The organism is Paenibacillus sp. NPDC056722 (assembly GCF_042790635.1).
GTDB classification, from domain to species: domain Bacteria; phylum Bacillota; class Bacilli; order Paenibacillales; family Paenibacillaceae; genus Paenibacillus_AQ; species Paenibacillus_AQ agri.
Map to the genome: position 1 here is coordinate 55,041 of NZ_JBHTYV010000016.1, position 24,210 is coordinate 79,250.

At 46.6% G+C, this 24,210-nt stretch carries 23 protein-coding genes; 6 read left to right on the top strand and 17 right to left on the bottom strand.

What is annotated here, in order from left to right; genetic code table 11:
• Window positions 1–393: 393 nt before the first annotated feature.
• The 14 genes from ACFRAM_RS25740 to ACFRAM_RS25805 all read right to left on the bottom strand — a co-directional run bounded on the left by ACFRAM_RS25740 (window position 394) and on the right by ACFRAM_RS25805 (window position 16,086).
• On the bottom strand, window positions 394–1,431 hold the full coding sequence (locus tag ACFRAM_RS25740; RefSeq protein ID WP_379469483.1) for an MBL fold metallo-hydrolase: 1,038 nt from the start codon (window positions 1,429–1,431) through the stop codon (window positions 394–396).
• A complete protein-coding gene (locus ACFRAM_RS25745) occupies window positions 1,428–3,179 on the bottom strand; it encodes an ABC transporter ATP-binding protein (RefSeq protein WP_379469485.1) in 1,752 nt (583 codons plus the stop codon). Before ACFRAM_RS25745 ends, ACFRAM_RS25740 begins: the two co-directional genes overlap by 4 nt.
• Before the next feature lie 18 nt (window positions 3,180–3,197).
• Window positions 3,198–3,977, bottom strand: coding sequence for an energy-coupling factor transporter transmembrane component T family protein (locus ACFRAM_RS25750; protein ID WP_379469487.1), 780 nt, complete (start codon window positions 3,975–3,977; stop codon window positions 3,198–3,200).
• Between the two features lie 14 nt (window positions 3,978–3,991).
• The gene (locus ACFRAM_RS25755) at window positions 3,992–4,582 is read right to left on the bottom strand and encodes a hypothetical protein (RefSeq protein WP_066364667.1); all 591 of its coding nucleotides are present in this window, start codon (window positions 4,580–4,582) and stop codon (window positions 3,992–3,994) included.
• 19 nt (window positions 4,583–4,601) lie between these two features.
• The gene (locus tag ACFRAM_RS25760) at window positions 4,602–5,303 is read right to left on the bottom strand and encodes a Crp/Fnr family transcriptional regulator (RefSeq protein ID WP_066364668.1); all 702 of its coding nucleotides are present in this window, start codon (window positions 5,301–5,303) and stop codon (window positions 4,602–4,604) included.
• Between the two features lie 37 nt (window positions 5,304–5,340).
• Window positions 5,341–5,799: an NUDIX domain-containing protein gene (locus ACFRAM_RS25765; RefSeq protein WP_379469664.1), complete on the bottom strand. Its 459-nt coding sequence runs from the start codon at window positions 5,797–5,799 to the stop codon at window positions 5,341–5,343.
• Between the two features lie 227 nt (window positions 5,800–6,026).
• Window positions 6,027–6,863 (bottom strand): SDR family NAD(P)-dependent oxidoreductase, encoded by an 837-nt coding sequence (locus tag ACFRAM_RS25770; protein ID WP_175372308.1) that lies wholly within the window; start codon window positions 6,861–6,863, stop codon window positions 6,027–6,029.
• A gap of 660 nt (window positions 6,864–7,523) precedes the next feature.
• Window positions 7,524–8,252: an SDR family oxidoreductase gene (locus ACFRAM_RS25775; protein WP_379469491.1), complete on the bottom strand. Its 729-nt coding sequence runs from the start codon at window positions 8,250–8,252 to the stop codon at window positions 7,524–7,526.
• 404 nt (window positions 8,253–8,656) lie between these two features.
• Window positions 8,657–9,964, bottom strand: a complete 1,308-nt coding sequence (locus tag ACFRAM_RS25780; protein WP_379469493.1) for an LLM class flavin-dependent oxidoreductase — start codon at window positions 9,962–9,964, stop codon at window positions 8,657–8,659.
• An 11-nt stretch (window positions 9,965–9,975) separates the two neighbouring features.
• Window positions 9,976–10,515: a GNAT family N-acetyltransferase gene (locus tag ACFRAM_RS25785; protein WP_379469495.1), complete on the bottom strand. Its 540-nt coding sequence runs from the start codon at window positions 10,513–10,515 to the stop codon at window positions 9,976–9,978.
• Window positions 10,512–12,575 carry an ABC transporter ATP-binding protein gene (locus ACFRAM_RS25790; protein WP_379469497.1) on the bottom strand — a complete coding sequence of 688 codons (2,064 nt, stop codon included), beginning with the start codon at window positions 12,573–12,575 and terminating at the stop codon, window positions 10,512–10,514. The genes ACFRAM_RS25785 and ACFRAM_RS25790 overlap by 4 nt, the downstream gene beginning before the upstream one ends.
• A 22-nt stretch (window positions 12,576–12,597) precedes the next feature.
• Window positions 12,598–13,422, bottom strand: a complete 825-nt coding sequence (locus tag ACFRAM_RS25795; protein WP_379469500.1) for an ABC transporter permease — start codon at window positions 13,420–13,422, stop codon at window positions 12,598–12,600.
• 51 nt (window positions 13,423–13,473) lie between these two features.
• Window positions 13,474–14,397 carry an ABC transporter permease gene (locus tag ACFRAM_RS25800; RefSeq protein ID WP_379469502.1) on the bottom strand — a complete coding sequence of 308 codons (924 nt, stop codon included), beginning with the start codon at window positions 14,395–14,397 and terminating at the stop codon, window positions 13,474–13,476.
• A gap of 24 nt (window positions 14,398–14,421) precedes the next feature.
• Window positions 14,422–16,086: an ABC transporter substrate-binding protein gene (locus ACFRAM_RS25805; protein WP_379469504.1), complete on the bottom strand. Its 1,665-nt coding sequence runs from the start codon at window positions 16,084–16,086 to the stop codon at window positions 14,422–14,424.
• A 268-nt stretch (window positions 16,087–16,354) separates the two neighbouring features.
• On the opposite strand from ACFRAM_RS25805, the gene ACFRAM_RS25810 reads away from it, so the two are divergent.
• A complete protein-coding gene (locus ACFRAM_RS25810) occupies window positions 16,355–17,680 on the top strand; it encodes an LLM class flavin-dependent oxidoreductase (RefSeq protein ID WP_379469506.1) in 1,326 nt (441 codons plus the stop codon).
• 74 nt (window positions 17,681–17,754) lie between these two features.
• Here the strand turns inward: ACFRAM_RS25810 and ACFRAM_RS25815 are convergent, their stop codons facing one another.
• Window positions 17,755–18,378: a TetR/AcrR family transcriptional regulator gene (locus tag ACFRAM_RS25815; protein WP_066364699.1), complete on the bottom strand. Its 624-nt coding sequence runs from the start codon at window positions 18,376–18,378 to the stop codon at window positions 17,755–17,757.
• A 14-nt stretch (window positions 18,379–18,392) separates the two neighbouring features.
• Window positions 18,393–18,968, bottom strand: a complete 576-nt coding sequence (locus ACFRAM_RS25820) for a TetR/AcrR family transcriptional regulator (RefSeq protein WP_379469509.1) — start codon at window positions 18,966–18,968, stop codon at window positions 18,393–18,395.
• A 503-nt stretch (window positions 18,969–19,471) separates the two neighbouring features.
• On the opposite strand from ACFRAM_RS25820, the gene ACFRAM_RS25825 reads away from it, so the two are divergent.
• From ACFRAM_RS25825 to ACFRAM_RS25845, 5 genes are all read left to right on the top strand, one after another.
• On the top strand, window positions 19,472–20,164 hold the full coding sequence (locus ACFRAM_RS25825; protein WP_379469511.1) for a response regulator transcription factor: 693 nt from the start codon (window positions 19,472–19,474) through the stop codon (window positions 20,162–20,164).
• A gap of 80 nt (window positions 20,165–20,244) precedes the next feature.
• On the top strand, window positions 20,245–21,165 hold the full coding sequence (locus tag ACFRAM_RS25830) for an ATP-binding cassette domain-containing protein (protein ID WP_379469513.1): 921 nt from the start codon (window positions 20,245–20,247) through the stop codon (window positions 21,163–21,165).
• A complete protein-coding gene (locus ACFRAM_RS25835; RefSeq protein WP_379469515.1) occupies window positions 21,158–21,877 on the top strand; it encodes a hypothetical protein in 720 nt (239 codons plus the stop codon). The genes ACFRAM_RS25830 and ACFRAM_RS25835 overlap by 8 nt, the downstream gene beginning before the upstream one ends.
• Window positions 21,878–21,887: 10 nt before the next feature.
• Window positions 21,888–22,823: a sensor histidine kinase gene (locus ACFRAM_RS25840; protein WP_379469517.1), complete on the top strand. Its 936-nt coding sequence runs from the start codon at window positions 21,888–21,890 to the stop codon at window positions 22,821–22,823.
• Window positions 22,801–23,085 carry a hypothetical protein gene (locus ACFRAM_RS25845; protein ID WP_379469519.1) on the top strand — a complete coding sequence of 95 codons (285 nt, stop codon included), beginning with the start codon at window positions 22,801–22,803 and terminating at the stop codon, window positions 23,083–23,085. The genes ACFRAM_RS25840 and ACFRAM_RS25845 overlap by 23 nt, the downstream gene beginning before the upstream one ends.
• A gap of 65 nt (window positions 23,086–23,150) precedes the next feature.
• Here the strand turns inward: ACFRAM_RS25845 and ACFRAM_RS25850 are convergent, their stop codons facing one another.
• Window positions 23,151–24,209 carry a threonine aldolase family protein gene (locus ACFRAM_RS25850; protein ID WP_379469521.1) on the bottom strand — a complete coding sequence of 353 codons (1,059 nt, stop codon included), beginning with the start codon at window positions 24,207–24,209 and terminating at the stop codon, window positions 23,151–23,153.
• Window position 24,210: the final 1 nt, after the last annotated feature.

Genomic DNA, 24,210 nt, shown 5'->3' on the forward strand with positions numbered 1-24,210 from the left:
CCTCCCTCATCTCATCATCTCTGCATGCCTAAATTGGTGTAGCTCACTTCATACCTAAATTGTCGTGGCTCCTGCATTTCCGAATTTGGCGTAACTCACTTCATTTCAAACTGGCGTAACTCACTTCATTCCTATATAAGAGCATTTTCGTACCTTATTTTTCTTGTTTTTAGGTTGTTTAAGGAAATAAGAGCATTATTGTAGCTTAATTTTTGGAAAAGTGCCCTAAAGAGGGATATTTGGAAAATTTAACATACAAAAATGCACTTATTTACACCATGGGGAGCCTTGAGCCCCTTCCACTACATGTCTTCTCGACTTTTGTTTCAATCTCTCGTTTCTCTTGTTTCTCTTGTTTCTCTTGTTTCTCTTGTTTCTCTTGTTTCTCTTGTTTCATTCTCTTGTCGTCTCTTCTAACTTGCTTCCCCTACGCCATAAGTGCCATTCATGCTGCTTAAGCAGCCTCATTCCGCACAGTGCTTCTTCTCCAAGAACTCCCGGTGCTTCGCCATAATGCATCAAATAGGTATGTTGGCGAATGGCTTCAGGGTATTGGCATAAGTCTTGAAAGCTGGCATGGACGGGACTGGAATCAAAGCTGCAATCATGGTAAAAATCCGTAATTCCTTCTTCGTGGAGTCTGGACACCAGGTCTGCGTCCGCCACCATATCTGCGCTATAAAAGAAGCGATTATTGATCACGAGCGAACAGCTGAACTTGGAGGGCACGTGATGTGTTTGAATCCAGTACATAGACAGTAGCGGGTGGTCTGCTGCAGCACCAAAGCTGCCATCAGCATTACCAGCCCTATTAACAACACCTGCACCATTAGTAGCATTAGTAGCACTAGTAGCACTAGTAGCACTAGTAGCACCTGCACCATTAGTAGCATTAGTAGCACTAGCACCACCAGTACCATCAGCACCAGCATCAGCACCAGCATCAGCATCACCAGCACTACTAGCACTACTACCATCACTCACTTCACCAACAACGCCAGCAACGCCCGCACCACTACTAGCCGTTAACCAAAAAAGCTCCTCTTCTTCGACGGTCTGTATATCAAAGTAATCTGCTAAGGACGTTTTTCCTTCTGCCGTATTCTCCAAAGTTCCGCGTAAATGCTGTTCCCATAACATGTGTTGCAGCGGAGCCGGTAGCCAGAGCTTCATCTTGCGTCCGGCTGCATAGGCTCCGTACAATGCGGCTTCATCCAGCCCTCCGCAATGATCGTAATGCAAATGTGTAATAAAGATGCCATCGATATCCTCAAAGCCGAGTCCAAGTTCATACAAGCTGTGCCAAGCCAGTGCTCCGCAATCAATCAGGAATCGGCGGCCTTCCACTTCCAGCAATGCATTGTTATGATAAGTGGACTTCACAAATCCGTTGCCGACACCGAGCATCATGATGTGAAATTCCCGGTTCATTCTACACCTCCGCCAAGAGCCAGCTCTGGCAGAACCGCGGCGGATAAAGTCTCCACCAGCTCATCAGAGGTCAGCGCAGTCGGTGTCCAACCCCAAATATGCGACAGCTCAACCACTGGCGGAAGCGTAATATGATAACGCTCCAGCTCTTTTCCCTTTGAAAACACCTCACGAGTAGGCGCATCCCACACAATCTGTCCCTGTGACAGTACAATTGTACGCGGAATATAGTCTGCTACAACCCGCATATCATGCGTAAGCATAATAATGGTATGGCCTTGGCGCCAGAGCTCGGCAATATAATCCATCATTTCCCGGCAGCGTACGGAATCAAGTCCAGTCGTCGGTTCGTCCAGAATAATCACTTCCGGCTGCATCACCAGTATGGAGGCAATCGCTACTCTGCGCCGCTCTCCCCGGCTTAAGAAATGGGGATGCTCCTCCAAATACTTATCGATTTGCAGCAGTTTTGTTACTTTCATGACGCGTTCCTCAATCTCAGAAGCCGGCAGCTTCTGCACACTTAAGCCATAAGCAACTTCGTCATATACGGTACGCCGAACAAACTGATAATCCGGATTTTGAAAAACAAAGCCGATATGACGCGCCCGCTGGTCAGCCCGGTATTCTCTGGAGGGCTTGCCGTGAATCAGCAGCTCTCCACCATGCGGCTTCAAGAGGCCCGTAATCAGCTTGCACAAAGTAGATTTGCCCGCACCGTTACGGCCAATGACTGCTGTGAATTCGCCCCTGCCGATCTTGAGATTCAGCGGCTTGATGGTCATCTCATCTTCCTGCTTGCGGTAGCGGAACGTGATATTCTTCAACTCCAGCAGCGTTTCACCAGCAGGTGCTACCCCGCCTTCAGGCATTCGATCACTCTCCTGCCTGGGAGGTTCAGGGCGAACAATACCTCTGTTGTGCAAAGCCTTCCTCAGTTCTTTCACTGACAACGGATCACAGTCCCTGTGCTGCTCGTCTTCTATTTTCACACCCAGCTTACGTGCCAGTTCAATCACTTGCGGCATCGGCAGCCATTCCCGGACAAGCGGTTCATCGTATAGACGGTTTGGCGGAGCATCCGCTACGATTTCCCCTTTTGCTACCACGATTACCCGGTCGACATAGGGCATAGAAACATCGAGATTATGATCAACAAAGACGATTGTATACCCCCATTCCTGGTGCAGCTGGCGAATTGTCTCCAGCACCATTTCTTTGCCAAGTGGATCAAGCTCCGCAGTCGGCTCGTCCAGTACAATGACCTTCGGCTTCGTCATCAGACAAGCGGCAATGGCGACCCGCTGCTTCTGCCCGCCGGACAAGTCCAGTGTGGAGCGAAGCAGCAGCGACTGGATTTCCACTCTCTCCACAACTTCTTCCAGCCGCCGGTCAATCTCTTCAGCGGGGAAGCCCATATTTTCAAGCGCAAACGTCAGTTCTTCCTTCACCGTACCCCTGACGAGCTGCCACTCCGGGTCCTGCAGCACCGTCCCGACTACAGAGACAAGATCGTTCGGGTAGACATCTTGTACCCGGTTTCCGTCCACCGTCACACTGCCCTGGTAAGTGGAGCCTTCCGTTTCATGCGGAATCAATCCGTTGATTGAAAAGCATAGCGTCGACTTCCCGCCGCCGCTTGGCCCAGTGACAAACACAAACTCGCCGGGCGTAATATTCAAATTCAATTGATGCAGCATCGGCTTTCCCGACGAATACGTACAGCTGTAATTATCGAAACGGATCATCTTGACTCTCCTCCGTTGTTATAAAGTAAAGAAGCATCTTAGTCCTAGCCAGGTGATAAACAGCAGTCCCCCCGCCAGAATGACCCGTTTGTCGAGTCCGGTAATCCTGGGATTGTAATAGTAAGTCCGCTTGTTCTTCCGCCCCGCCCCCTTGAGTGTCAGGGCGAAGCTGGTCGTACGGAATCGCTTCAAGAAGACGAACAGGACTGGAACAAGCGTACTTGCGAACCGGACAGAACGGGCATACAGATTGCCTGAGCGAAAATCAACGCCCCGCACGTATTGCGCGTCCATCACCGTTTTGACGTCGAAGATCATCAGGCTCCAGTAACGCAGCGCAAGGGATACGGACAATGTCACGAATTCAGGCAGCCCGAACTTTTTCAGCCCCATAACAATATCTTCATTAGAGGTCGTGAACAGAATCAGGAAGAAGAGCAAACACCAAATCAGCATACGGCACATGAATTTTAGCGAAACTGCGATGTTACCAGAAGAAATAATGATTTTCCAATAGCCCAAATCTGCCTGAAAGTATAACGTTCCACCTGCGTCAGACAGAAAGTAAGACAAACTCATCGTGAATGACAGGATCAGAACGGGAACGAGCAGCAGCCAATGCCATCGTGAGGGACGAATATAAATGAATAATGCCAAACATACCAGCAGCAGACCTGTCAGACTTACGAGCTGGTCCATAAAGAGCGGAATAAAGGTAAGGAGTAAACCAAAGACTAATATTTTCGTAAAGCCGTGCAAGTAGTGCAGAAGCGAATTCGATGGATAATACAATTGCATAAGTGTAACCCCCGTCAGCCTAGAAACCTTTTGAAAAACAAGCCGGATTTATTCATATAGTCAGACATCCACGCGAACAGAAGCGGGCTGAAGATGGCTGCAGCGAGCGTATTACTAACCTGCATCCAAGGCCAAATCGTTCCCCACACGACATTGCCAGGAATCTTTTGAATGAGGACCAGGTTCAGTGCTACTAATACCGTGGACAGAATCATCCCCAGCGTTACGGTAACGATGAAAACAATACGATCCTTCGCGCCTTCAAACCGGACTTTGCGGAAAGCGATCCCCGGAACGAACCCCATAATGAACTGGGCAAGCAAGGCTAGAGGATAGATGGCCGGATTCATACCAACCACAACCATAGATAGAATATTGCCGACCACAAGTCCAGCCGAACCCCAAACACCAAACCAAACCCCGAACAGCGGAGCGAAAATCGCCGCAGGATACAGTACTTGAACCGTACCTAACTTGATAGGGACAAACCGGGAAATATAAATGGTCGCTCCAAAAATCAGCGCACTGATCACCATCGCCACAATATGACGGGCGGTCACCCCTCTTTTCGGTAATCCTGATTGCATGGAAGTCAATTGGCTCACAACAAACACTCCTTAGATGTTATTTTTCCATGTCCGTTAATTCTTTTTTCAATAAAAAGCGGCTCCACTCATTGCAGATAATCCGGTTTTTATCTACGTAAATGATCTCCCGGTCCTTCAGCTCCTTGAGCACCCGGTTCACACTGCGCAGCGTCACTCCCCACTGGGAAGCAATATCTTCGCGAGAGATGGGAATGATAAATGATGCCTGCTGGTTAAAGTTAAAATGCTCAACCTGCCCGTATAAATAGCGGAGCAGCTTGTGCCTGAGGGACATCGATACATGGTCAATGGATTTGCGCACCGTCTCATGCAGCTTTCCGGCTAATTGTTTCGTTAAGTACAGTAAGAAATGATTATCCGCCAGCAACCATCTTTGGTATATATCCTTCTTCAGCACAAGTGTAGAAGACTGCATCTCGGCGGTAATGCGGCAGACGTACGGCGTCATTAACGCTATCTCGATATCACTGATCATTTGCCCCGGATCGAGATAGGCAATAATGAGGATCGTGCCGTCTTCCAGAATGTGCTCTACTTTCAAGCGCCCCTCTATAACGATGAAGAAGACAACAGGATGCTCACCTTGCTCACATACCAGTTCTTCAGGATAATAGCGCCATAGTTCCCAATGGACAAGCAGTTCCGGCGGCATGTGTTCCAGCATGTCATGCAGCCATCTGTAGTTGTTCATCAAGTTGAGCAGGACTGACTTGTCCATTTGCAGCCTCCATTACCTTTTTACAGCTATTATTCCCCTAGAGCTTCTGATCTTGCAAGACTCGCTTGGCGATTTCTCGAACCGCAACCGGCACCGGCTCTTCGTCCAATTGAATGGCCTCCAGCCAAATCCACTCCTCTTCGGCTTCCGTTCGCGCTCCGGAAGTGATTTCTCCAACATAAATGTAATCGATATGGTCATGCTGATCATCGATACGCTCAAGCTGAATCTTGATTGGAAAAGCCAACGGAACTACACCAGACTCTGCATGACTGTCTTCCTGTGCCGACACAAGCCGAATTGGATAGCCCGTCTCTTCCCACACTTCTCTGACTGCTGCTTCATCCGGCGTCTCATTCGGCTCTAAATGCCCACCTGGCGGGAAAAAGCACCCGACAAATGGCGGTTTTCGCCTCCGCATGAATAAAAGCGCATTGCGTTCTTCATTCAGGACATAGACCGTAGCGGTAAACTCTCTAATCCGCTTCTGTTCGATCTCTCTTCACCTCCATTTCGCTTGCCTCATTTGATTCTTATTTTAGAGATTTTTCCGCACGAAAAAAGGACAATTGTCTAGTAATGTTAAATAAAATGACACGTTTCGTAAAATGACTATTAAACATAAAAAATAGGACATCCTGAATGGAATATAGCTCCAAAATCAGGATGTCCTCTATGATTTATCTATTATTATTCATCATTCATAAAGCTGGTCACTTCATTTTAGGAAGAGAAATTTACCGTCTCACTCACTTGGCGCCACTTGGCATCCGTTGCCGCGCGAGCTTGCTGTGCAGCATCTGCATTATCGACCGCATCCTGGCCCAGCAGCAAACGAAGAGGAGCTTCAGGCAGCAAGGCTAGCTCGCTAATGACTTCAGCAAACTTCTCAGGTTCACTGCCAAATTGACCTGAATGCTCTTGCAGCATTGTAGCTAACGCTCCAATGGTCTGTTCATACGGCTGGCTGATTGGCGGAATAGTCATGGAAGAACCCGCCCAATCTGTCCGCATGCCGCCTGGCTCAATGACAGTTACCTTGATGCCAAAAGGCGCCACTTCTTGTGCCAGCACCTCGGAGAATCCGCCGACAGCCCATTTTGCACTTTGATACGCCGCTAAGCCCATAGTAGCAATCCGGCCGCCTACAGATGAAATCTGGATGATATGCCCGCCGCCCTGTTTGCGCAAAATCGGAACGACAGCCTTGGAAACATAGACAACACCATAGAAGTTCGTATCAATCTGGGCCCGGAAATCATCCAGCGTGACATCTTCAACCGAAGCGACATCACCATACCCGGCATTGTTAACCACGACATCCAAACGTCCAAACACTTGATGGGCTTGTTCAACCGCAGCAGATACAGCTTGCTCATCACTGACATCTAGCGCAAGCGGATGAATCTGCTCACCGTATTGTTCAACCAAATCATTCAGTGACTGCGGATTGCGGGCTGTTGCAATAACATAATCCCCTTTTTTCAGAACAACTTCTGTCAGACTGCGTCCAAGACCTCTGGAGCTGCCGGTAATGAACCATACGTTTGGTTTAGACATTGATATTCTCTCCTTTTATTAAATATCGCGGCTTCGTTTCTGCTTCGATATTATCTATTTATCTCACTCCTGTATAATAAACGATCATTCAGTTATAGTCAATCTGCTGCGAAAACTTACCAGCGATCACTTACCACTTACCACTTACCACTTACCACTTACCACTTACCACTTACCACTTACCACTTACCACTTACCACTTACCACTTACCATACAGCTCGGAAACAAAACCCGCGAAATAGCCTTTTAAAATCAGCTCTGTCGCGGGTCCTTATATTAATTTACTTTGATGCTATAAAGAATGGCATAAAAACAAACATAGCCAAGAAAAAAGAGAGCTTGTATAAGAAGGACCGAAGTGTAATTAACGGCATTTTCGTACCTTAAATCCTCTGCAGCCAAGGGTTAATGGAGATTAAGTGCAATATTGTACCTTAAATCTTCCAGAATACCCCTTACTGCGTGCTTTTACGAAAAATAAGATACAATGATGCCCCTATTTCCCTCATTTGCCTATATTAAAGAGAAATAAGGTACAAAAATGCCGTTAGTTGAGGAGGTGGCCCCCTTTTTCATTGTTAAAACGGTTAGTTAGGGAGGTGCCCCTATTTTTCACTGTTAAGACGACTGGTAAAGGGGTCTACATTTCAGAGGTAAGCTTACCAAAGAACTGGACCATTTTCGTTAAAGAAACCTCCGGTTGGTCCGTCTTCCGGCAGTGTCGCAAGGTGAGTAATAATTTTAGCCGCCTGCTCAGCGGAACGATGACCTTGATTACCTGTTAAGTCTGTAGAGGTATAACCCGGGTCAGCCGCGTTGATCTTCAATGGTGTATTTTTAAATTCCTTGGCGAACATGATCGTCAACGCATTCACAGCCGTTTTGGAGCTAGGGTAAGCAAGGAAGTTAAAATTAGAGTATTCAGCAGCTGTATCACTCATAAAGGCCAATGACCCGAGTCCGCTGGATACATTAACAATTCTACCGGCCGGAGCTTCAGTCAGCAGAGGGAGGAATGCCTTTGTGACGGCAAACACACCGAAAAAGTTCGTCTCATACGTTGCCTTTAAATCAGACAATTCCAGTTGGCTTGGCGATGCAAATGCTTCAAAAGAAGCTCCCGCATTATTAACCAATACATCGAGTGATCCGAACTCATCAGCAATTTGCTTGGAGGCAGCATCAATCGTACCTTGATCCGTAACGTCGAGCACAATGTGACGAGCATCGTAACCTTCGCTTACCAGCTTCGCCGCCGCTTCCTTTCCTCTTGCCTCGCTTCTTGCTCCCAGCAGGACAGTATATCCTGAGGCTCCCAATTGTCTAGCTGCTGCATATCCTATTCCTTTGTTAGCTCCGGTAATTAGAACAGTCTTTGTATGTGACATGGTTTTACCCCGTTTCTGTATAGAATTCGTTTGAATACTATATAAGTCAAACTTAAGATCCTCACTTAAGGCTTGGTCGTCACTACGGTAGAATGTTTGGCCTTTCGGCCGCTGTTCTCTCCAGATTTCTTTCAATTGTACCGCTGTTTGCGGTTGAAATCCGGAGACAGCCTATGCTTCCGATGCGAGCTTTCCTGTGGAAAGCTTTCAGGCGAGCGCTGTCGCTCCTACAGTTCCAAACCTTCCCCTTCGTTCCTTCTCGCTTTTTGTGACTTTCTTTTGTTCATCTTATATAGTGACACTCACACTCTACAACCTGGAGTACACTCCAAGTCAAGCGCCGCCATATTCAGCAGTCTATCCTTCAAATTCCGTCCATATTTACGGGGAAAACCTCTTGCCATTTAAGATTGAGCGTGACGATTCTTCGGTATGCTCAGTCCCAGATTTTCTCTAAGTGTGGAACTCTCATATGCTGTGCGGAATAAGCCCCGCTCTTGCAGAATCGGCACCACTTCATTTAAAAAATCATCCAGCCCAAATGGACCGAAAGGAACGAACATAAAGCCATCTGCAGCGCCTGCTTCGAACCACGCCTGCAGCTTGTCTGCGATTTGTTCCGCCGTGCCCATGAATGGACTGCGCGGAGTCGTCGCTTCCAAAGCAAGCTGTCTGAGCGTTTTCCCGCTTTGCAGTTCTTCTGTAAAGTACTTGAAAGTACCGTCCTGACCCGGAATCAGCTCCAGCAGATTGATTGCCGGCTCATCCAGCGGAAACTGCGAGAGGTCAAGGTGGTTAAAGAATCGGCTTGTATAGTTAAGAGCATGCTCGATGGTGACGAGGCCTGCAATCTCCTGATATTTTTGCTCAGCTTCCTCTGCGGTCGCGCCCACAACAGGAGAGATATTAGGGAACACTAGAATATCGTCTGCCGATCGTCCAAAACCTGCAGCTCTCTTCCTCATATCTTCTCTAAAAGCAATCGATTCTTCGATCGTTTGTGGAATAGCGTAGATGGCATTGGCGAATTGGGCGGCAAAGTTACGGCCCGGTTCCGACAATCCCGCTTGGAAAATAACCGGCTGCCCTTGCGGGGAACGGTCGATGTTCAGCGGCCCTTTGACGGAAAAGAATTTTCCCTCATGATTCAAAGTGTGCATCTTCGCCGGGTCAAAGAAAACCCCTGTCTCCTTGTCACGTACAAAGGCATCGTCTTCCCACGAATCCCATAACCCCTTAGTGATTTCCAGATATTCCGTAGCCAATTCATATTTTTCATCATGGTGGACTTGCTTTCCATTGAAGTTATTGGCAGCTCCATCAAGTAATCCGGAGGTAACAACATTCCAGCCTGCCCGTCCGCCACTCATTTTATCCAGCGAGGCAAACTGACGTGCGATAGTAAAAGGATCACTGTAAGTAGAAGATACCGTACCTACAAGGCCGATATTCTTCGTGACAGTTGCCAGCGCGCTGAGCAAAGTAATCGGTTCAAAGCGATTTAAAAAATGAGGCAGCGACTGCTCCGTAATATACAAACCATCGGCTATAAAAAGAATATCGAAAAGTGCGGCCTCGGCCTTTTGTGCCCATTCCTTGTACAGCTCAAAATCTATACTTGCGTCTGCCTTCGCATCGGGATGTCTCCATTCAGACATGCTTCCTCCGACACCGCGCAGGTTGATTGCCAGTTTAATTTTCCGATCGCTCATTGATATTCCTCCTATAGTTCAGCTGTTAAATCGAGCCGAAAACCTTCCATGAAATATTCTCCCTGATGAAGATCCTGGTCGTGTGAACGGACAAAGCCCAGATGTTCATATAATCTCGCAGCGGACGCATTGGTTTCCAATGATGTATGCAAATATAAATATCCGGCTCCGGCGTTCAATGCCCGTTTCGCGCTCTCATGAATAAGCTGTGTAGCAATTCCCTTACCCTGCCATCCAGGTGCAACAGCTAATCTGCGCAACACTGGTGTTGCAAGCGTCTGCTGGATGTCACCGTACGCTTCAGCAGCGTTATGGAATATCTCCGCTGTTCCAATAATAAGACCTTCCGCTTCAGCAACAATACGCTCCTGAGAACCTGGCTCCAGATATTTTAGCAATGCTTCCTTTAGCGATTCTCTGACTTCAGGGTAAGTCACGGCGTAACTTTCCCAAGCCTGAGACAGTATCTCAACCACTGCATCATAGTCAGCAGGGACTGCACTGCGGATCGTAATTAATTCCTTCTGTTCTGAAGAATTGGACAAGCTCATTGTAAGCCTCCTTCAAATGGGATAGGGTGATGACAGGCTACGAGATGCTGGTCTCCGACATTTTGCCATACAGGATCTTCCGTTCTGCATTTGTCAGTGGCCGCAGGGCATCTTGGATGAAACTTACAGCCTGTTGTCCGGAACGTCTGCGAGGGAACCTCCCCCTTTAACAGCCCATGTGCTTTTTTACCGGAAGGGTCCGAAGCAGGGATGGCCGATAATAACGCATGTGTATACGGATGAGCCGGAGAAGCATACAACGCTTCTGTAGGTGCAAGCTCCACGAGCTGCCCCAGATACATCACCCCTACACGATCTGACAAATGCCGGACGACATGCAAATCATGGGCAATGAACAGAAAGGTTAGCCCGAGCCTTCGCTGCAGGTCCTGCAGCAAATTAATAATTTGCGCCTGTACAGATACATCCAGGGCAGATACCGCTTCATCGAGGACGATGAATTTAGGGTTTAACGCAATCGCCCGGGCAATGGCAATACGTTGCCGCTGTCCGCCTGAGAATTCATGAGGATAACGATCTGCTGAGGCAGGTTCCAGTCCAACCAGAGTCATCAGTTCTTCTACTCTCTCTCTTCTTTCCATAGAAGATAACGAAAGATGTACCTTTAGCGGCTCTCCAATAATATCCGCCACTTTCCAGTGAGAGTTGATAGAACTATAGGGGTCCTGAAATACCATCTGCATCTCACGGCGCAATCCTCTTAGATCCTTGCTCTTCGTATCGGCCAAGTCTTGTCCTTCCCAATGGATTTGGCCTGAAGTCACCTTCTCCAGTTGAAGCATCATGCGCCCCAGTGTTGATTTTCCACTACCAGACTCCCCAACGAGGCCGAACGTTTCCCCTCTCAGAATCTGTAAATTCACTTCATCCACTGCGCGAACACCTTGCTTGCCTCTGGATAAAAATCCTCTACCTGTGTTGAAGCTTTTAGTCACCTTTAGCGCTTCGATCAGCACTTCTGGATCGCCTGGATTGGTAGGGGACTGAACAATAACGTTCTGCGCATTCTGTTCAGCAGTCTGAACATCCTGTTCATCACTATGCCGTTCCGCTCCCAGTGGAAGCTCTGATATGCTTTCTGCATGCCAGCAAGCAACCATATTCGTGCCATCCGTAACAGCAGGCGGTTCCTCAGAGCGACACTGATCTGTAGCAAATGCACAGCGCGGATGAAAACGACAGCCTCGCGGCAGATCCGCCAGACTTGGAATAGAACCCGGAATATGATAGAGCGGCTTCGTACGATCACTCTGTAACGTCATAACCGATTGCAGCAGTCCACGTGTGTACGGATGCTGTGGCTTGGCAAAAAGGGAGTTAACATCCGCGACCTCTACCAATTTACCTGCATACATGACGGCGACCCGATCGGCCATTTCTGCAGCGATACCCAAATCATGGGTGATCAGTAGAATGGACATGTTGAACTCTTCCTTCAGTTCTTGCATAAGCTGCAGGATCTGGGCTTGAATAGTGACATCCAGCGCTGTTGTCGGCTCATCCGCAATAAGCAGTTCCGGTCCGCAGGACAGAGCCATCGCGATCATGACACGCTGCCGCATGCCTCCAGACAGTTCATGCGGATACTGCTTCATCCGCAGCTCCGGATCGACAATACCAACACGGTCAAGCAAGGTAATTGCCCGATTCCGCGCTTCCTCCTTCGTAGCCAGCCCATGATGAATCAGGATCTCCATCATCTGCTGACCAATCGTAAAGATAGGATCAAGCGCCGTCATCGGCTCTTGAAAGATCATCGCTATTTTCCGGCCGCGCAGCTCTCGTAGTTCACGGGCATTTAGCTCTGCCAGATTAAGTCCGTTCAACTGGATAGAACCTTGGGCGATACGTCCATTGTCATAATCTATGAGCCGCATGACAGATAGAGATGTCACCGTCTTCCCGCTCCCGGACTCTCCTACCAAAACCAGCGTTTCCCCCGGAGCAATGGTCAGACTGATATCATTCACCATATTCCGGGGTCCTTGCGGTGTCATAAAATCAACGGATAGCCCTTTAATATCGAGTACGTTGTTCATGGGATATGCGTCCTCCTTTCTTTCAACCTTTTCGAGGACCGATTGCAGACTGTAGCTCGTCCCCTAGAAAGTTAATCGACACCACTAGCAAAGTAATGGCAAGACCAGGGAACGTTGCAATCCACCAAGCCATCGAGATATAACTTCGTCCCTCTGACAGCAAACTTCCCCAATCCGGAATTTCTTCCGAACTCCCAAGTCCAAGAAAACTGAGTCCTGAGCCCATTAAGATCGCACTGCCCACGCCGATCGTCCCCATGACCAGCAAGGAGGAAAAGGCGTGCGGCGCAATATGCGAAAAGAGAATTTTAAGATGTGAGGTACCGATGCTTCTCGCCGCTTCAATAAATGTGCGATTCTTAATTGTTAGCACCTGTCCGCGTAGCACGCGAGCAAAGCTAGGAATGATCGAAATACTGACAGCGATGATTAAATTAAATTTACTTGGCCCCAGCACGGCTGAAACCGTGAGTGCCAACAGAATCCCTGGTATGGTCATCAGTGTATCAATAAGACGCATCAGCACAGCATCGATGAACCCCCCGCTATACCCGGCAACAGCACCGATCAATGCACCAATTCCTCCACCGAGCAGCACCGCAGAGATCCCGATGATCAAAGCATCCCTACTGCCATAGATGACCAAGGTTAAAATATCTCGTCCAAAATAATCCGTTCCGAGTAGGTGACTCCCGCCGGGTGCCTGCAAGATCGCTGCCCCATTCATCTCGGTAGGAGAATAAGGAGCAATCCAGCCAGGAACAATTGCAAACAGCACCAGACAAGCAATCATCAGCACGGAAACGGTTATCATTGCTCTTGAAAAAAGACTTCGTTTAGCGTTCACCTTATTCGTTCCCTTTCTTCTTGGCTCATGGTTTGCCTTTATGCATGCACGCTAGGCTTGGCGAATCCTTGGATCAATGATCGCATACGACAAATCAACCAATAGATTGACCAGAATGTAGATTGAAGCCGTCAGCAGAATCGCCCCTTGGACTACAGGCAGATCTTTTGCCAAAATGGCATCCAGGATTACTCTGCCTACACCTTGCCTTGCAAACACGGATTCAATAACAACCGCACCCGCGAGCAGTTCTCCGAGGAGCATCCCCATCATCGTGACCGCTGGAATGAGCGCATTACGCAGGACATGCTGATACATCACGCTTCTCTCTGGCAGCCCCTTCGCACGCAGCGTTCTTACAAAGGGTTCATGCACCACTTCCAAAATACTGCCCCGCACCATGCGGGCAATTAGCCCCGAGCCAACAATGCCCATCGTCGCTGCCGGGAGAATGAGATACTGAAACCCGCCTACGCCCGAAGCCGGAAGCCATTGCAGATTAACGGAAAAGAGGAGCACAAGAAGAATAGCTACCCAGAACGTCGGCATCGAAATGCCGAAGATACTGAGCAGCCGAATGAGATGATCAAGACTGCGATGCCGGTACACTGCCGACACAACGCCTAGCAGCACGCCAAACACTATAGATATGGCCATGCTTAGAAGCGTTAACCACAGCGTTGCCGGGAACTGGGCCATGAGCTTGGTCATCACAGGTTCATTATCCACGAGCGACTTTCCGAAATCTCCCCGGAATACCTTGCCCAAGTACTGGAGGTACTGTTTATAGAGCGGTTGATCTAGTCCGAATTCATGCTTCAGCTTAGCCACAACCTCCGGGGATACCGGATTTCCAGCGATTTTTATATTGATTGGATCTCCCGGCAGGAGGTGAAGAAGAAAGAACACCAGTGTTATGGTGCAGAGCAAGACCACAATGGAGACTAGCAGCCGGTAAAGAATAGTTCTAAGCATTTCTCCGCGTCTCCCTCCTGCTGCCTATTTCGAGACTGCAACATCATAGAATTGCGGATACCCTGGGAAGTCAAATGTAATTCCGCTAACCTTTTTACTTTCTGCAATGGTGTATGGGAACACATATACAGGAATAGAAACGGCGTTCTTCACAAAGTATTGTTGCAGTTCTTTATATGTCGCAATCCGTTTTTCCGGATCGGCTTCTTGGTAAGCGTCTGTTAACTGCTGCTCAATCTGCGGATCATAGAAACGGGCAAAGTTGGAGTTCGCATATTCATTCGTAGACCAGTTCGCTTTGGAGAAAATAGTTCTTAAAATGTCAGGATCTCCACCAGCAAAGCTGTGGCCCACCAGATCATAACTGGCAGCTTTCAGTGCATCAACATAAGGGCCCGCAGCCATAATCGAAACATTCATTTTTACGCCAATTTGCTTCACTTGCTGTTGCACCATTTTAATGATGTCTCCGCGTTTTTCTCTATTGCCGGTGATATCAATATAATTGATTTCCAATTGCTTGCCGTCTTTTTCACGGATACCATCCGCACCTAACTTCCAGCCTTCTTCATCAAGCAATTGGTTAGCATGTTGAATATCTACCTTATATGAATCTTCCAGGGAAGAATCGTAGCCTAAGGTTGAGGAGGACAGTGGACTCCATGACCGGGGGAATGTGCCGAGGTACAAAGATTTCACAATCGCATCGATATCGACAGTGGACTGTACCGCCTGGCGAAGCTTCACATTATTCCACGGTGCTTTCTCATTATTAAAGGTGAGTTGGAAAGTAGCACCTGGAAGTAGCGCCTTCTGAATCTGGTAATTAGGATCTTTCTCCAATGCGACAATATTCTGAGCCGGAATAGATTCCGCGGCAAGCACCTGACCACTTTGCAAGCTACTGACACGAGTGGCTTCTTCCGGAATAAGCTTCAATACGATTTTATCCAAATAAGCTGGACCGCTATGTTCCGCTGCCGGTGAAGGCCATTTATAATCACTGTTTTTCTCCAGAACGATCTCGGAATTTGCAACCCAGGAGGCCAGCTTGAACGGACCGGTTCCTACAGGATGCTGACCTACTTGGTCACCATACTTCTTAAAGGACTCAGGAGACTGAATGCCCAGTGTAGATTTAGCCAGATTACTTAAGAAAGGAGTAAACGGTTCTTTAAAATTCACTTTAAGAGTAGACTCGTCGATGACCTCAGAAGACTCGTACGGTCCTAGCAATTGCTTCGCATATACGGACTTCCCGTTAGGATCAGCGCTTCTGTCAAAATTAACTTTTACTGCCTCAGCGTTGAATGGCGTACCGTCATGGAAAGTAACGTCTGTACGCAGCTTGAAGGTATAACTCTTCTTATCTGCTGAAATTTCCCAGGACTCTGCCAGCCAAGGCTTGATTGTATGATCCGGCAGTTCACCTACCAAACTATCGAATATATTCCGGCCAACCCGGAAGTCAATGTCAGAAGAGGTGACCCCTACATCCAGCGTACTCGGAGAGCCCGCAAGTGCGAAGGTTAACTCCCCTCCCTCAGTAGGAGCGGATGCTGAAGCTTCATTCGTTGATGCTGTATTAGCAGGAGCATTCTTATCACCACTGCTGCAACCTGAGACCACTAATGAAAATCCAATAGCCATAACGATGGCCCACTTAAATTTAGGAAAAGAAAAATTCATGGTTACACCCCTCGTGTTTTTCGCATAGGAATACATGGAATTAAATCACAAGTTGACCGCGCGTTCAACTTGTGATCAATTATATTCACTCCCTATGACACTGTCAATTTTAAATTTTTTTATCTTAAATTAAATATTTCAATGCCATATTTTCAAATTGACAGCCAGGCGGGAAGCAAGCTATAATGATTCACAAATTAAACGAACGGTCATTCTGTGGATGTAGCTGCACTTTAATCCGAGTATACTCATTTTCTTAGTTGATCAAATGGTGGGAGGAATCGTTGTGAGTCGCAAAAAAATAAAACTGGCCGTAAATCTTCGCGGTGTTGGGGACAGCATTTCTGAATGGAGACATCCTGATGCGCAGCCGGACGCCAGCGTGAATTTTGAGCTTTATAAACAGTGGGCCAAAAAAGCGGAGGCTGCCCTGTTAGATGCCATCTTTATTGCGGACGGCTTGTACATTACGGAACAATCACTGCCCCATTTTTTAAATCGCTTTGAACCCGTCTCTCTACTGAGTGCTTTGGCGGCAGTAACCTCCAACATTGGTCTGGTCGGAACCGTATCTTCCACCTTCAGCGAGCCTTTTACACTGGCGCGTCAGTTTGGAACGCTTGATAAAATTAGCGGAGGAAGAGCCGGCTGGAATGTGGTGACCTCCGGTACGCTGGATGGTGCGGCGGATAATTACAACGAAAAGCAAATCGAACACGATGCGAAGTACAGATTAGCTGCCGAATTTCTGGAGGTTACAAAAGGTTTGTGGTCTTCCTGGGAAGAGGATGCATTCGTACGCGACAAGGAAAGCGGAGTGTTTTTTGACCCTGCAAAAATGCATACGCTCAATCACAAAGGGGAGTATTTTTCAGTCAAAGGACCGCTTAGCATTGAACGTTCGCCGCAGGGCCATCCAGTTATTTTTCAAGCGGGAACATCCGAAGTTGGCCGCAACTTTGCAGCAGAGCAGGCCGATGCCATCTACTCCATTCCTAAGACGATCACAGAATCGATTGCTTTTAGAGAGGATATGAGAAGAAGAGCGGAGACGTTCGGTAGATCAGCAGACGATATTCTAGTTTTCCCGAGCATCGCTCCGGTTGTAGGCAGAACCGCAGAGGAAGCAGAGCAGAAATATCAGGAAATGGCGAGCTTAGTCACAATCTCGGATGCTCTCAAATACACCAGCCGCTTTTTTAACCACCATGATTTAACGCAGTATCCACTGGATGAGCCGGCATTGAACTTGCTCGATCTTGTGCCGACTCAACAAGGTTCACTAAAGAACTTTACTGAAGCTCTGAAAAGTGGTATCACGCTTCGCCAGCTTGCTTTAGAGGCAACTACACCGCGCAGTCCGTTTATGGGAACGCCCGAGCAGGTGGCAGATACACTGCAAGAATGGTTTGAAGCAGGCGCCGCAGACGGATTCATGCTCGTTCCTTTCGGTCCCTTTGGCATGGATGATTTCTTAAGTGAAGTGGTTCCAATTCTGCAAGAACGCGGTTTGTTCCGAACAGAATATGAGAGTGATACGCTTAGAGGCAATCTGGGTTTAAGCATTCCGCAGAACCGTTATGTAACGAATTAATCCCCCTGATGAATACGACAAAAAACCGTGAAGGCCTTGAATCAAGTCAATCACGGTTTTTTATGTTTATAGCGCTACTGGCGCAGAAAGAGCTTCAGCGCATGCTCCACATTGCTCTCATCAAAGAGCCCTTCACTCCTAGTATTCTCCATGAACATGCCATTCACAATCGAGGCAAAATGAATCGATAGCCGGTAAGGATCACCTTCGATGAATTGCCCGGCGTTTTGCCCCTGCTCGATTAATTTCGCAATGGTTTGTCGTCTAAAGCTATAGGCTTTATCCACGTCGCTCTTATAGGGCTCAGGCAATTGTTCAAAACTTAGAAACTGCATGGAAAAAGCCAGATTAAATTGCATTTCCACGGCATCTCCGGCTAATTTGGATTTCTGTATGATAACTACATCTTTAGCCAATTGACAAAGCCTGTCCCATGGAGTGCCTTCCCGCTCATACAGGAGATGATGCGCGTCTTGTTCGGAAATGCCTAAGATATCAGCGGCCAAAATGCTGTATAACTCTATTTTCGACTCAAAATAGTTATAGATCAAACCTTTGCTCATGCCTGCTGCCTTCGCAATTTCGCTGATCGTCGTGCCCTGAAGCCCGTTATCAACAAATAGTGGCAAGGCCGATTTTAAAATCTGTTTTTTCCGCTCCTCACGGAGTTGAACGTCTTTTTCATGATTTCTGGGCATTCCATAATCTCCAATCAATCGAAATATCCACCCTTTAAAATGGGCAAAATTTTCATCGCAAACTCTTGCGGCGTCTCCGGCCGTTTCTCCATATTCCAGCGATAAGTGATGCCATAGATCGACCAAGTCAAAATATTCGCCGCGATTCGTAAGGTATCTTCATCCGTATCTTTGCAGTCATTGACCATAATTTTAAAAATAATGTCTTCCAAATGGGCTTTTATATCTTTTTCCACGTAAGAGGCAATCGCTTCATAATTTCGCTTACAGATCTGATTTGTAGTTACATGATATTCGCATAAAGAGATCACGATAAGCTTAATCGTTTCTTCCGATAAATCCGCTTGTGGATCGACTCTGTTGTTGACAAATTCCATAAAGGAAGCTGAGAAATAACTATCGGTAAGGGCAAATTTATCTGTAAAATGCGCATAAAAAGTCGCTCTGTTGATCGTCGCCAGCTTGGAAATATCACTGACTGTAATGGCGTTAAACTCCTTTGTGGTCAGCAAATCAATAAAAGCATCGATAATTAATTGCCGTGTTCTAATCACGCGCGGGTCAGAGGCATTCACTTCAGATATTGGCATACTCAATTTCACCTCATAACTATCTTTCCAACAATTATATAGAAATGTTGTGTTAGCAACAACTGTTTATAAGATCAGACTATAAAAGACGAATTTAAGCTTTAAACTTAAGGCTTGGTCGTCACTACGGTGCATGAATTGCATATTGCATAAATAAGGTTTTTAGCGCCCGCAGATACAAACTATATCAGATGAACAAAAGAAGAGAAGGAATGGAGGGGAAGATTGGAACTGTAGGAGCGCAGCGTTCGTCCGAAAGCTTTCCGCAGGAAAGCTAGCATCGGAAGCATAGACTGTCAGCAGATTTCAACCGCGAAAAGCGGTTTAATCAAGGAAATCTGGGCACAACAGCGACCGGAAGTCCAAACTTCACCGGAATGACGCCGAGACTTAAGTTCGATAGTAGTTCACATTATTTATCATGCACTTTGCAATTTCATCGCATATTCCCTACAATTTAACGTGCTTATCTATACTTGAAACGGATAAAGGAGAACACATTCATGAGCTATCGCATTCTAATTGTTGAGGATGATATGGATATAAATCAGCTGCTTGCACAAATACTGAAGGATAACGGCTACACGGTCACTAGCGCTTATTCAGGCTCGGAAGGCCACTTGTTGATGAAGCATGAGACCTTTGATTGTCTATTGCTGGATTTGATGCTGCCTGGAATGGACGGAAAGTCGTTGATTGCAACGATTCGGGAGCAGCATACGATGCCCATCATCGTCATCTCGGCCATGCTGGGTACGGATGCACGTGTAGCCACGCTACGTTTAGGAGCGGATGACTTCATCGCCAAGCCTTTTGAAAATGAAGAAGTATTGGCTCGAGTTGAGGCCCAACTCCGAAGAAGCCAAATCTTCTCTAAGAGCAATACCCCTTCCTCCTCTACATTGCTTCGTCATAAAAATTGTGAATGTAACACAGCAACAATGACGGTCAGCATGAATGGGACGCCCATCGACCTCACATCGCTTGAATATCAGATCCTTACCCTCTTTCTACAGCATCCGGACCGCGTATTTACCCGTTCGAATATTTTCACTTCTTGCTGGAAGCAGGAGTTTTTAGGTGAAGATAACACGGTAGACGTACATATCAGTCGTATTCGCAGTAAAATCGCCCAGTACGATAACGAGGAATATATCAAGACCGTGCGTGGCATTGGTTACCGGTTGAACCCGTGAACTTCAGAAAGTCTTCAGAATTCCTTCATGACCTTGTATTCTTGGCCAGCTAAGATAAGTACATCGAAGGAGGTATGGTCATGAGTGAAAACATCGTCACCACCAATGGATTATCTAAAAAATATAGCTCTTCCTTTGCCCTGATGGATTGTTCCTTAAATATTGAAAAAGGTCAGATCTATGGTTTAGTCGGGAAGAACGGAGCAGGGAAAACCACATTGATGAGACTCATCTGTGGTCAGAGTTACCCAACATCGGGATCGCTGTCTTTGTTTGGAAACAGTGATCCCCGCAAGCTAGAAGAGAGCCGCACACGCATTGGATGTGTGATTGAATCCCCCACGTTTTATCCTAACCTTTCAGCCAAGAAAAATTTGAAAATCTATTGTATGAAAAAAGGGATTCCTATTACCGATGAGCTGGATGAGTTACTGGAATTTGTGGGCCTCAGCGATACAGGCCGTAAAAAATTCTCCCAGTTCTCCTTAGGTATGAAAGAACGGCTAGGCATTGCGCGTGCGCTGCTTGGCAAACCGGAGTTTCTGGTGCTGGATGAGCCTACGAACGGCCTTGATCCTTTGGGGATCTCCCAAATTCGGGACTTGATCCTGAAGCTTAATCAAGAACAAGGTGTTACCATTCTGATCTCCAGCCATATTTTGAAGGAGCTTAGCTCCGTGGCCACCCATTATGGGTTCATTGACAAAGGGATACTGATCGAACAGATTAGCGCAAAAGAACTCGAGGCACAGTCCAAGGGGGCCCTGGTCATCAAAGTCAGTAACACCGCAAAGGCATCCACGGTGCTGGACATCTGCGGTTATAAGAATTACAAAGTTTTTCCCCAGAATATTATTCGCTGCTACGATCAAGTGGACCATCCGGAACAGATGAATCGGGAACTCAACGAAAACGGCGTAGATGTATTCTCATTAACAGAAGAAAGAAAAGATCTGGAGGATTACTTCATGAGCTTGTTAGGAGAACGTTCGAATGCTTAATTATTGTAAAGCTGATTTATATCGTATTGGTACCCGCTTTTCATTTGTGCTATGGTGCTTCGTCTTGATTGCCGTTCCGGCCTTACTGATCATTGGCGTGGGCAGTCATTATGCCCCATCCATTGTTGTCCAAATCGTTCCAGGTATCATGTATGCAGCCTTTTTCTTTATCACCCTGATCATTACAGAATTTACGTTCCGAGAAGATATGCAGCTAGGCCTATATAAAAATGATACAACCAATGGCATCACACGAACGGCCATCTTTATCTCCAAATATTTTAGTGGACTCCTGCTCTTATTGCTCATGTGGATACTCTGCTCCGCTTCTGCCGTGGCTTCAATCTTTTATAGCTTCGGTACAGCGGATGGGAGCACTATGCTTCAAGAAATGGTATCAACGACGATGATTTCTTATTTTCTGAGTATCGCTGCCTATCTCGCCTTATTCCAGATGCTTAGTGTACTGATTCAAAAGACGGCTTCTCTGATCTTGGTATGTATTCTGTGCAGTACGGTGCTTTCTAATATCAGCCACATGCTGGGCTCAGCTTCCCCTGGTTTTAGCAAAGTGCTGACTTCCCTAAACCCTGCTGTTGAAAATAGCGCGCCCTCTGTAACACTTCAGATTGTGATGCTTACCATTCCATTAGTCTGTGTTCTCGTGCTACTAGGGATTGGCAGTTTCTTATTCCGCAAAAAAGAACTTTAAGGAGACCGATATGCTCATTGTGACGATCGTTTTAGGTGCAGCAGCCTGCTTATTTGCCATACTCTATAGCCTGCAGGTCTCCCAGACGCGGCGGCTGATGCAAAAACTCAGACAACTGAACAACGAAGAACGTTCCCAACTCGTCACGATGAGCTTTCCCTCTAAGCTGAATCAGGAGCTTGTGATTGAGATTAACCGGTTGATCGATACTAAAGTACAGATGGCGCGGTCTTATCAATGGAATGAAAAGAAATTCCATCAAGGGATATCTAATATTTCTCACGATATGCGAACACCGTTAACAGCCATTCTAGGCTATCTACACATGTTGAACCAGGACAAGGCATCCGATCAAGAAAAAGCGAACTATCTTCGCATTGTAGAAAAAAGGGCCCGCTCGCTCCATCGTCTCATAGCGGATTTCTACGATTTATCCCGCTTGGATGAAGGCGAGTATGCGCTTGAATCCACTTTAATTGATGTCAACGAGATCGGTCTGAACTTACTGGCTGAAGTTTATGATGATTTTGAATCCTCTGGCTTCCAAGTAGAAGCTTCCCTTTCTCCTACTGCCCCAAAGGTTGTGGCAGATGCCAACGCTGTACATCGGGTCATTGAGAATGTACTCCAGAATGCCAAGAAGCATGGGAAAAATAAATTGCTGGTGGATAGTAAGATGGAGTCTGACTCCATCGTGATGTCCTTTTCCAATGAAAGTGAGGTCATTACAACGCAAGAGTTATCTCATGTGTTCGACCGGTCATATACGACAAGCAACAGCCGAACAAATGACAGCACTGGACTTGGGCTTTCCATTTGCAAAACGCTGCTTACTCAGATGGGTCATAACATTACGGCTGACTATGCCAAAGGTACTTTTACAATTACAATTATTTGGAATATTGAGAGTGGGGAATATAATAATGAAGAAGCAGAAAGCAAGTAAGGGAACGGGGACCTGGGCGCTATATCTGGGGTTCTTGTCGATACTTTGGTCATCTAGCTTGAATGGCATTCCTGTGATTGAAACTCTAGGAGACAAGATTGGACTGCATAATCATACGGTTTTATCCCTGGCTGTCTTAGTTCTTACGGTGCCAGGTGTTCTCTTGGGGTTAAATCATCTCAAGGATTGGGGTGCGAAAATCGGCACTTTACTATGCTTCGGTACAACGATAAGTGTTGTCATCACTATAATTACTATGTAAGACGAACAAGCTTCCTTAAGATAATTTGAGTAAGGCCCAGTCGATCAACTCAACTGGGCTTTTTCTTATACTAAGTATGGTGTAGCTACTTTCATTTCTTTAATATCTTCTATCAGCATTTCAACATGTTCTTTTTTCGTAGCCCAACTAGTACAAAATCTCAAAGCACTGTGTGTAGCATCGATTTTTTCCCAGAATTGAAATGCATACTTTTTGCTTAATTCAACAATTACCTCTTCCGGCAAAATGGGAAACTGCTGATTAGTTGTAGAATCATAACGTAATGAAAAACCATTTTGAACGAAAGCATCTCTAATCATCCCTGCCATTTCCACGGCATGACTAGAGATTTCATGGTATAAACCATCCTCAAATAGGGTTTCAAACTGGATTCCCAAAAGTCTGCCTTTAGCCAGCAGTCCGCCTCTTTGCTTGATAATATAGCGAAAATCTTTCTTTAGAGAATCATTTGTTATAACTACTGCTTCACCAAACAATGCCCCAATTTTAGTTCCACCTATATAAAATACATCACATAGCCTTGCAATATCCTCTAATGTGATATCGTTTTCCTTCGAAGCCAAAGCATATCCTAATCTGGCACCATCCATGATCAAAGGTATCCCGGATTCACGACAGACCTTACTCAATTGTTCCAATTCTGACTTGCGATACGTTGTCCCATTTTCAGTTGGATGTGAAATGTACACTAAACCTGGCTGTACCATATGCTCATGAGTAACATCGTTCCAATGAGCATCATACAATTCTTTGACCTGCCCGGCTCGGATTTTCCCATCTTCACTTGGTATAGGAAGTACTTTATGACCAGTAGCCTCAATTGCCCCAGTTTCGTGTACTGCGATATGACCCGTATGTGCCGAAACTGCACCTTGATGTGGACGTAAAATCGAAGCGATAATAGTCGTATTGGTTTGGGTTCCCCCTACTAAAAAGTAGACGTCTGCATTTTCAGCGTTACAGGCTTTTCGAATATACCCTCTAGCTTTTTCACAATGTTCATCCATTCCATATCCTGGTGTCTGTTCTTCATTGGTTTCTAATAAACGCTCAAGAATGCGCTGATGAGCGCCTTCTGCGTAATCATTTTCAAATCGTATCACT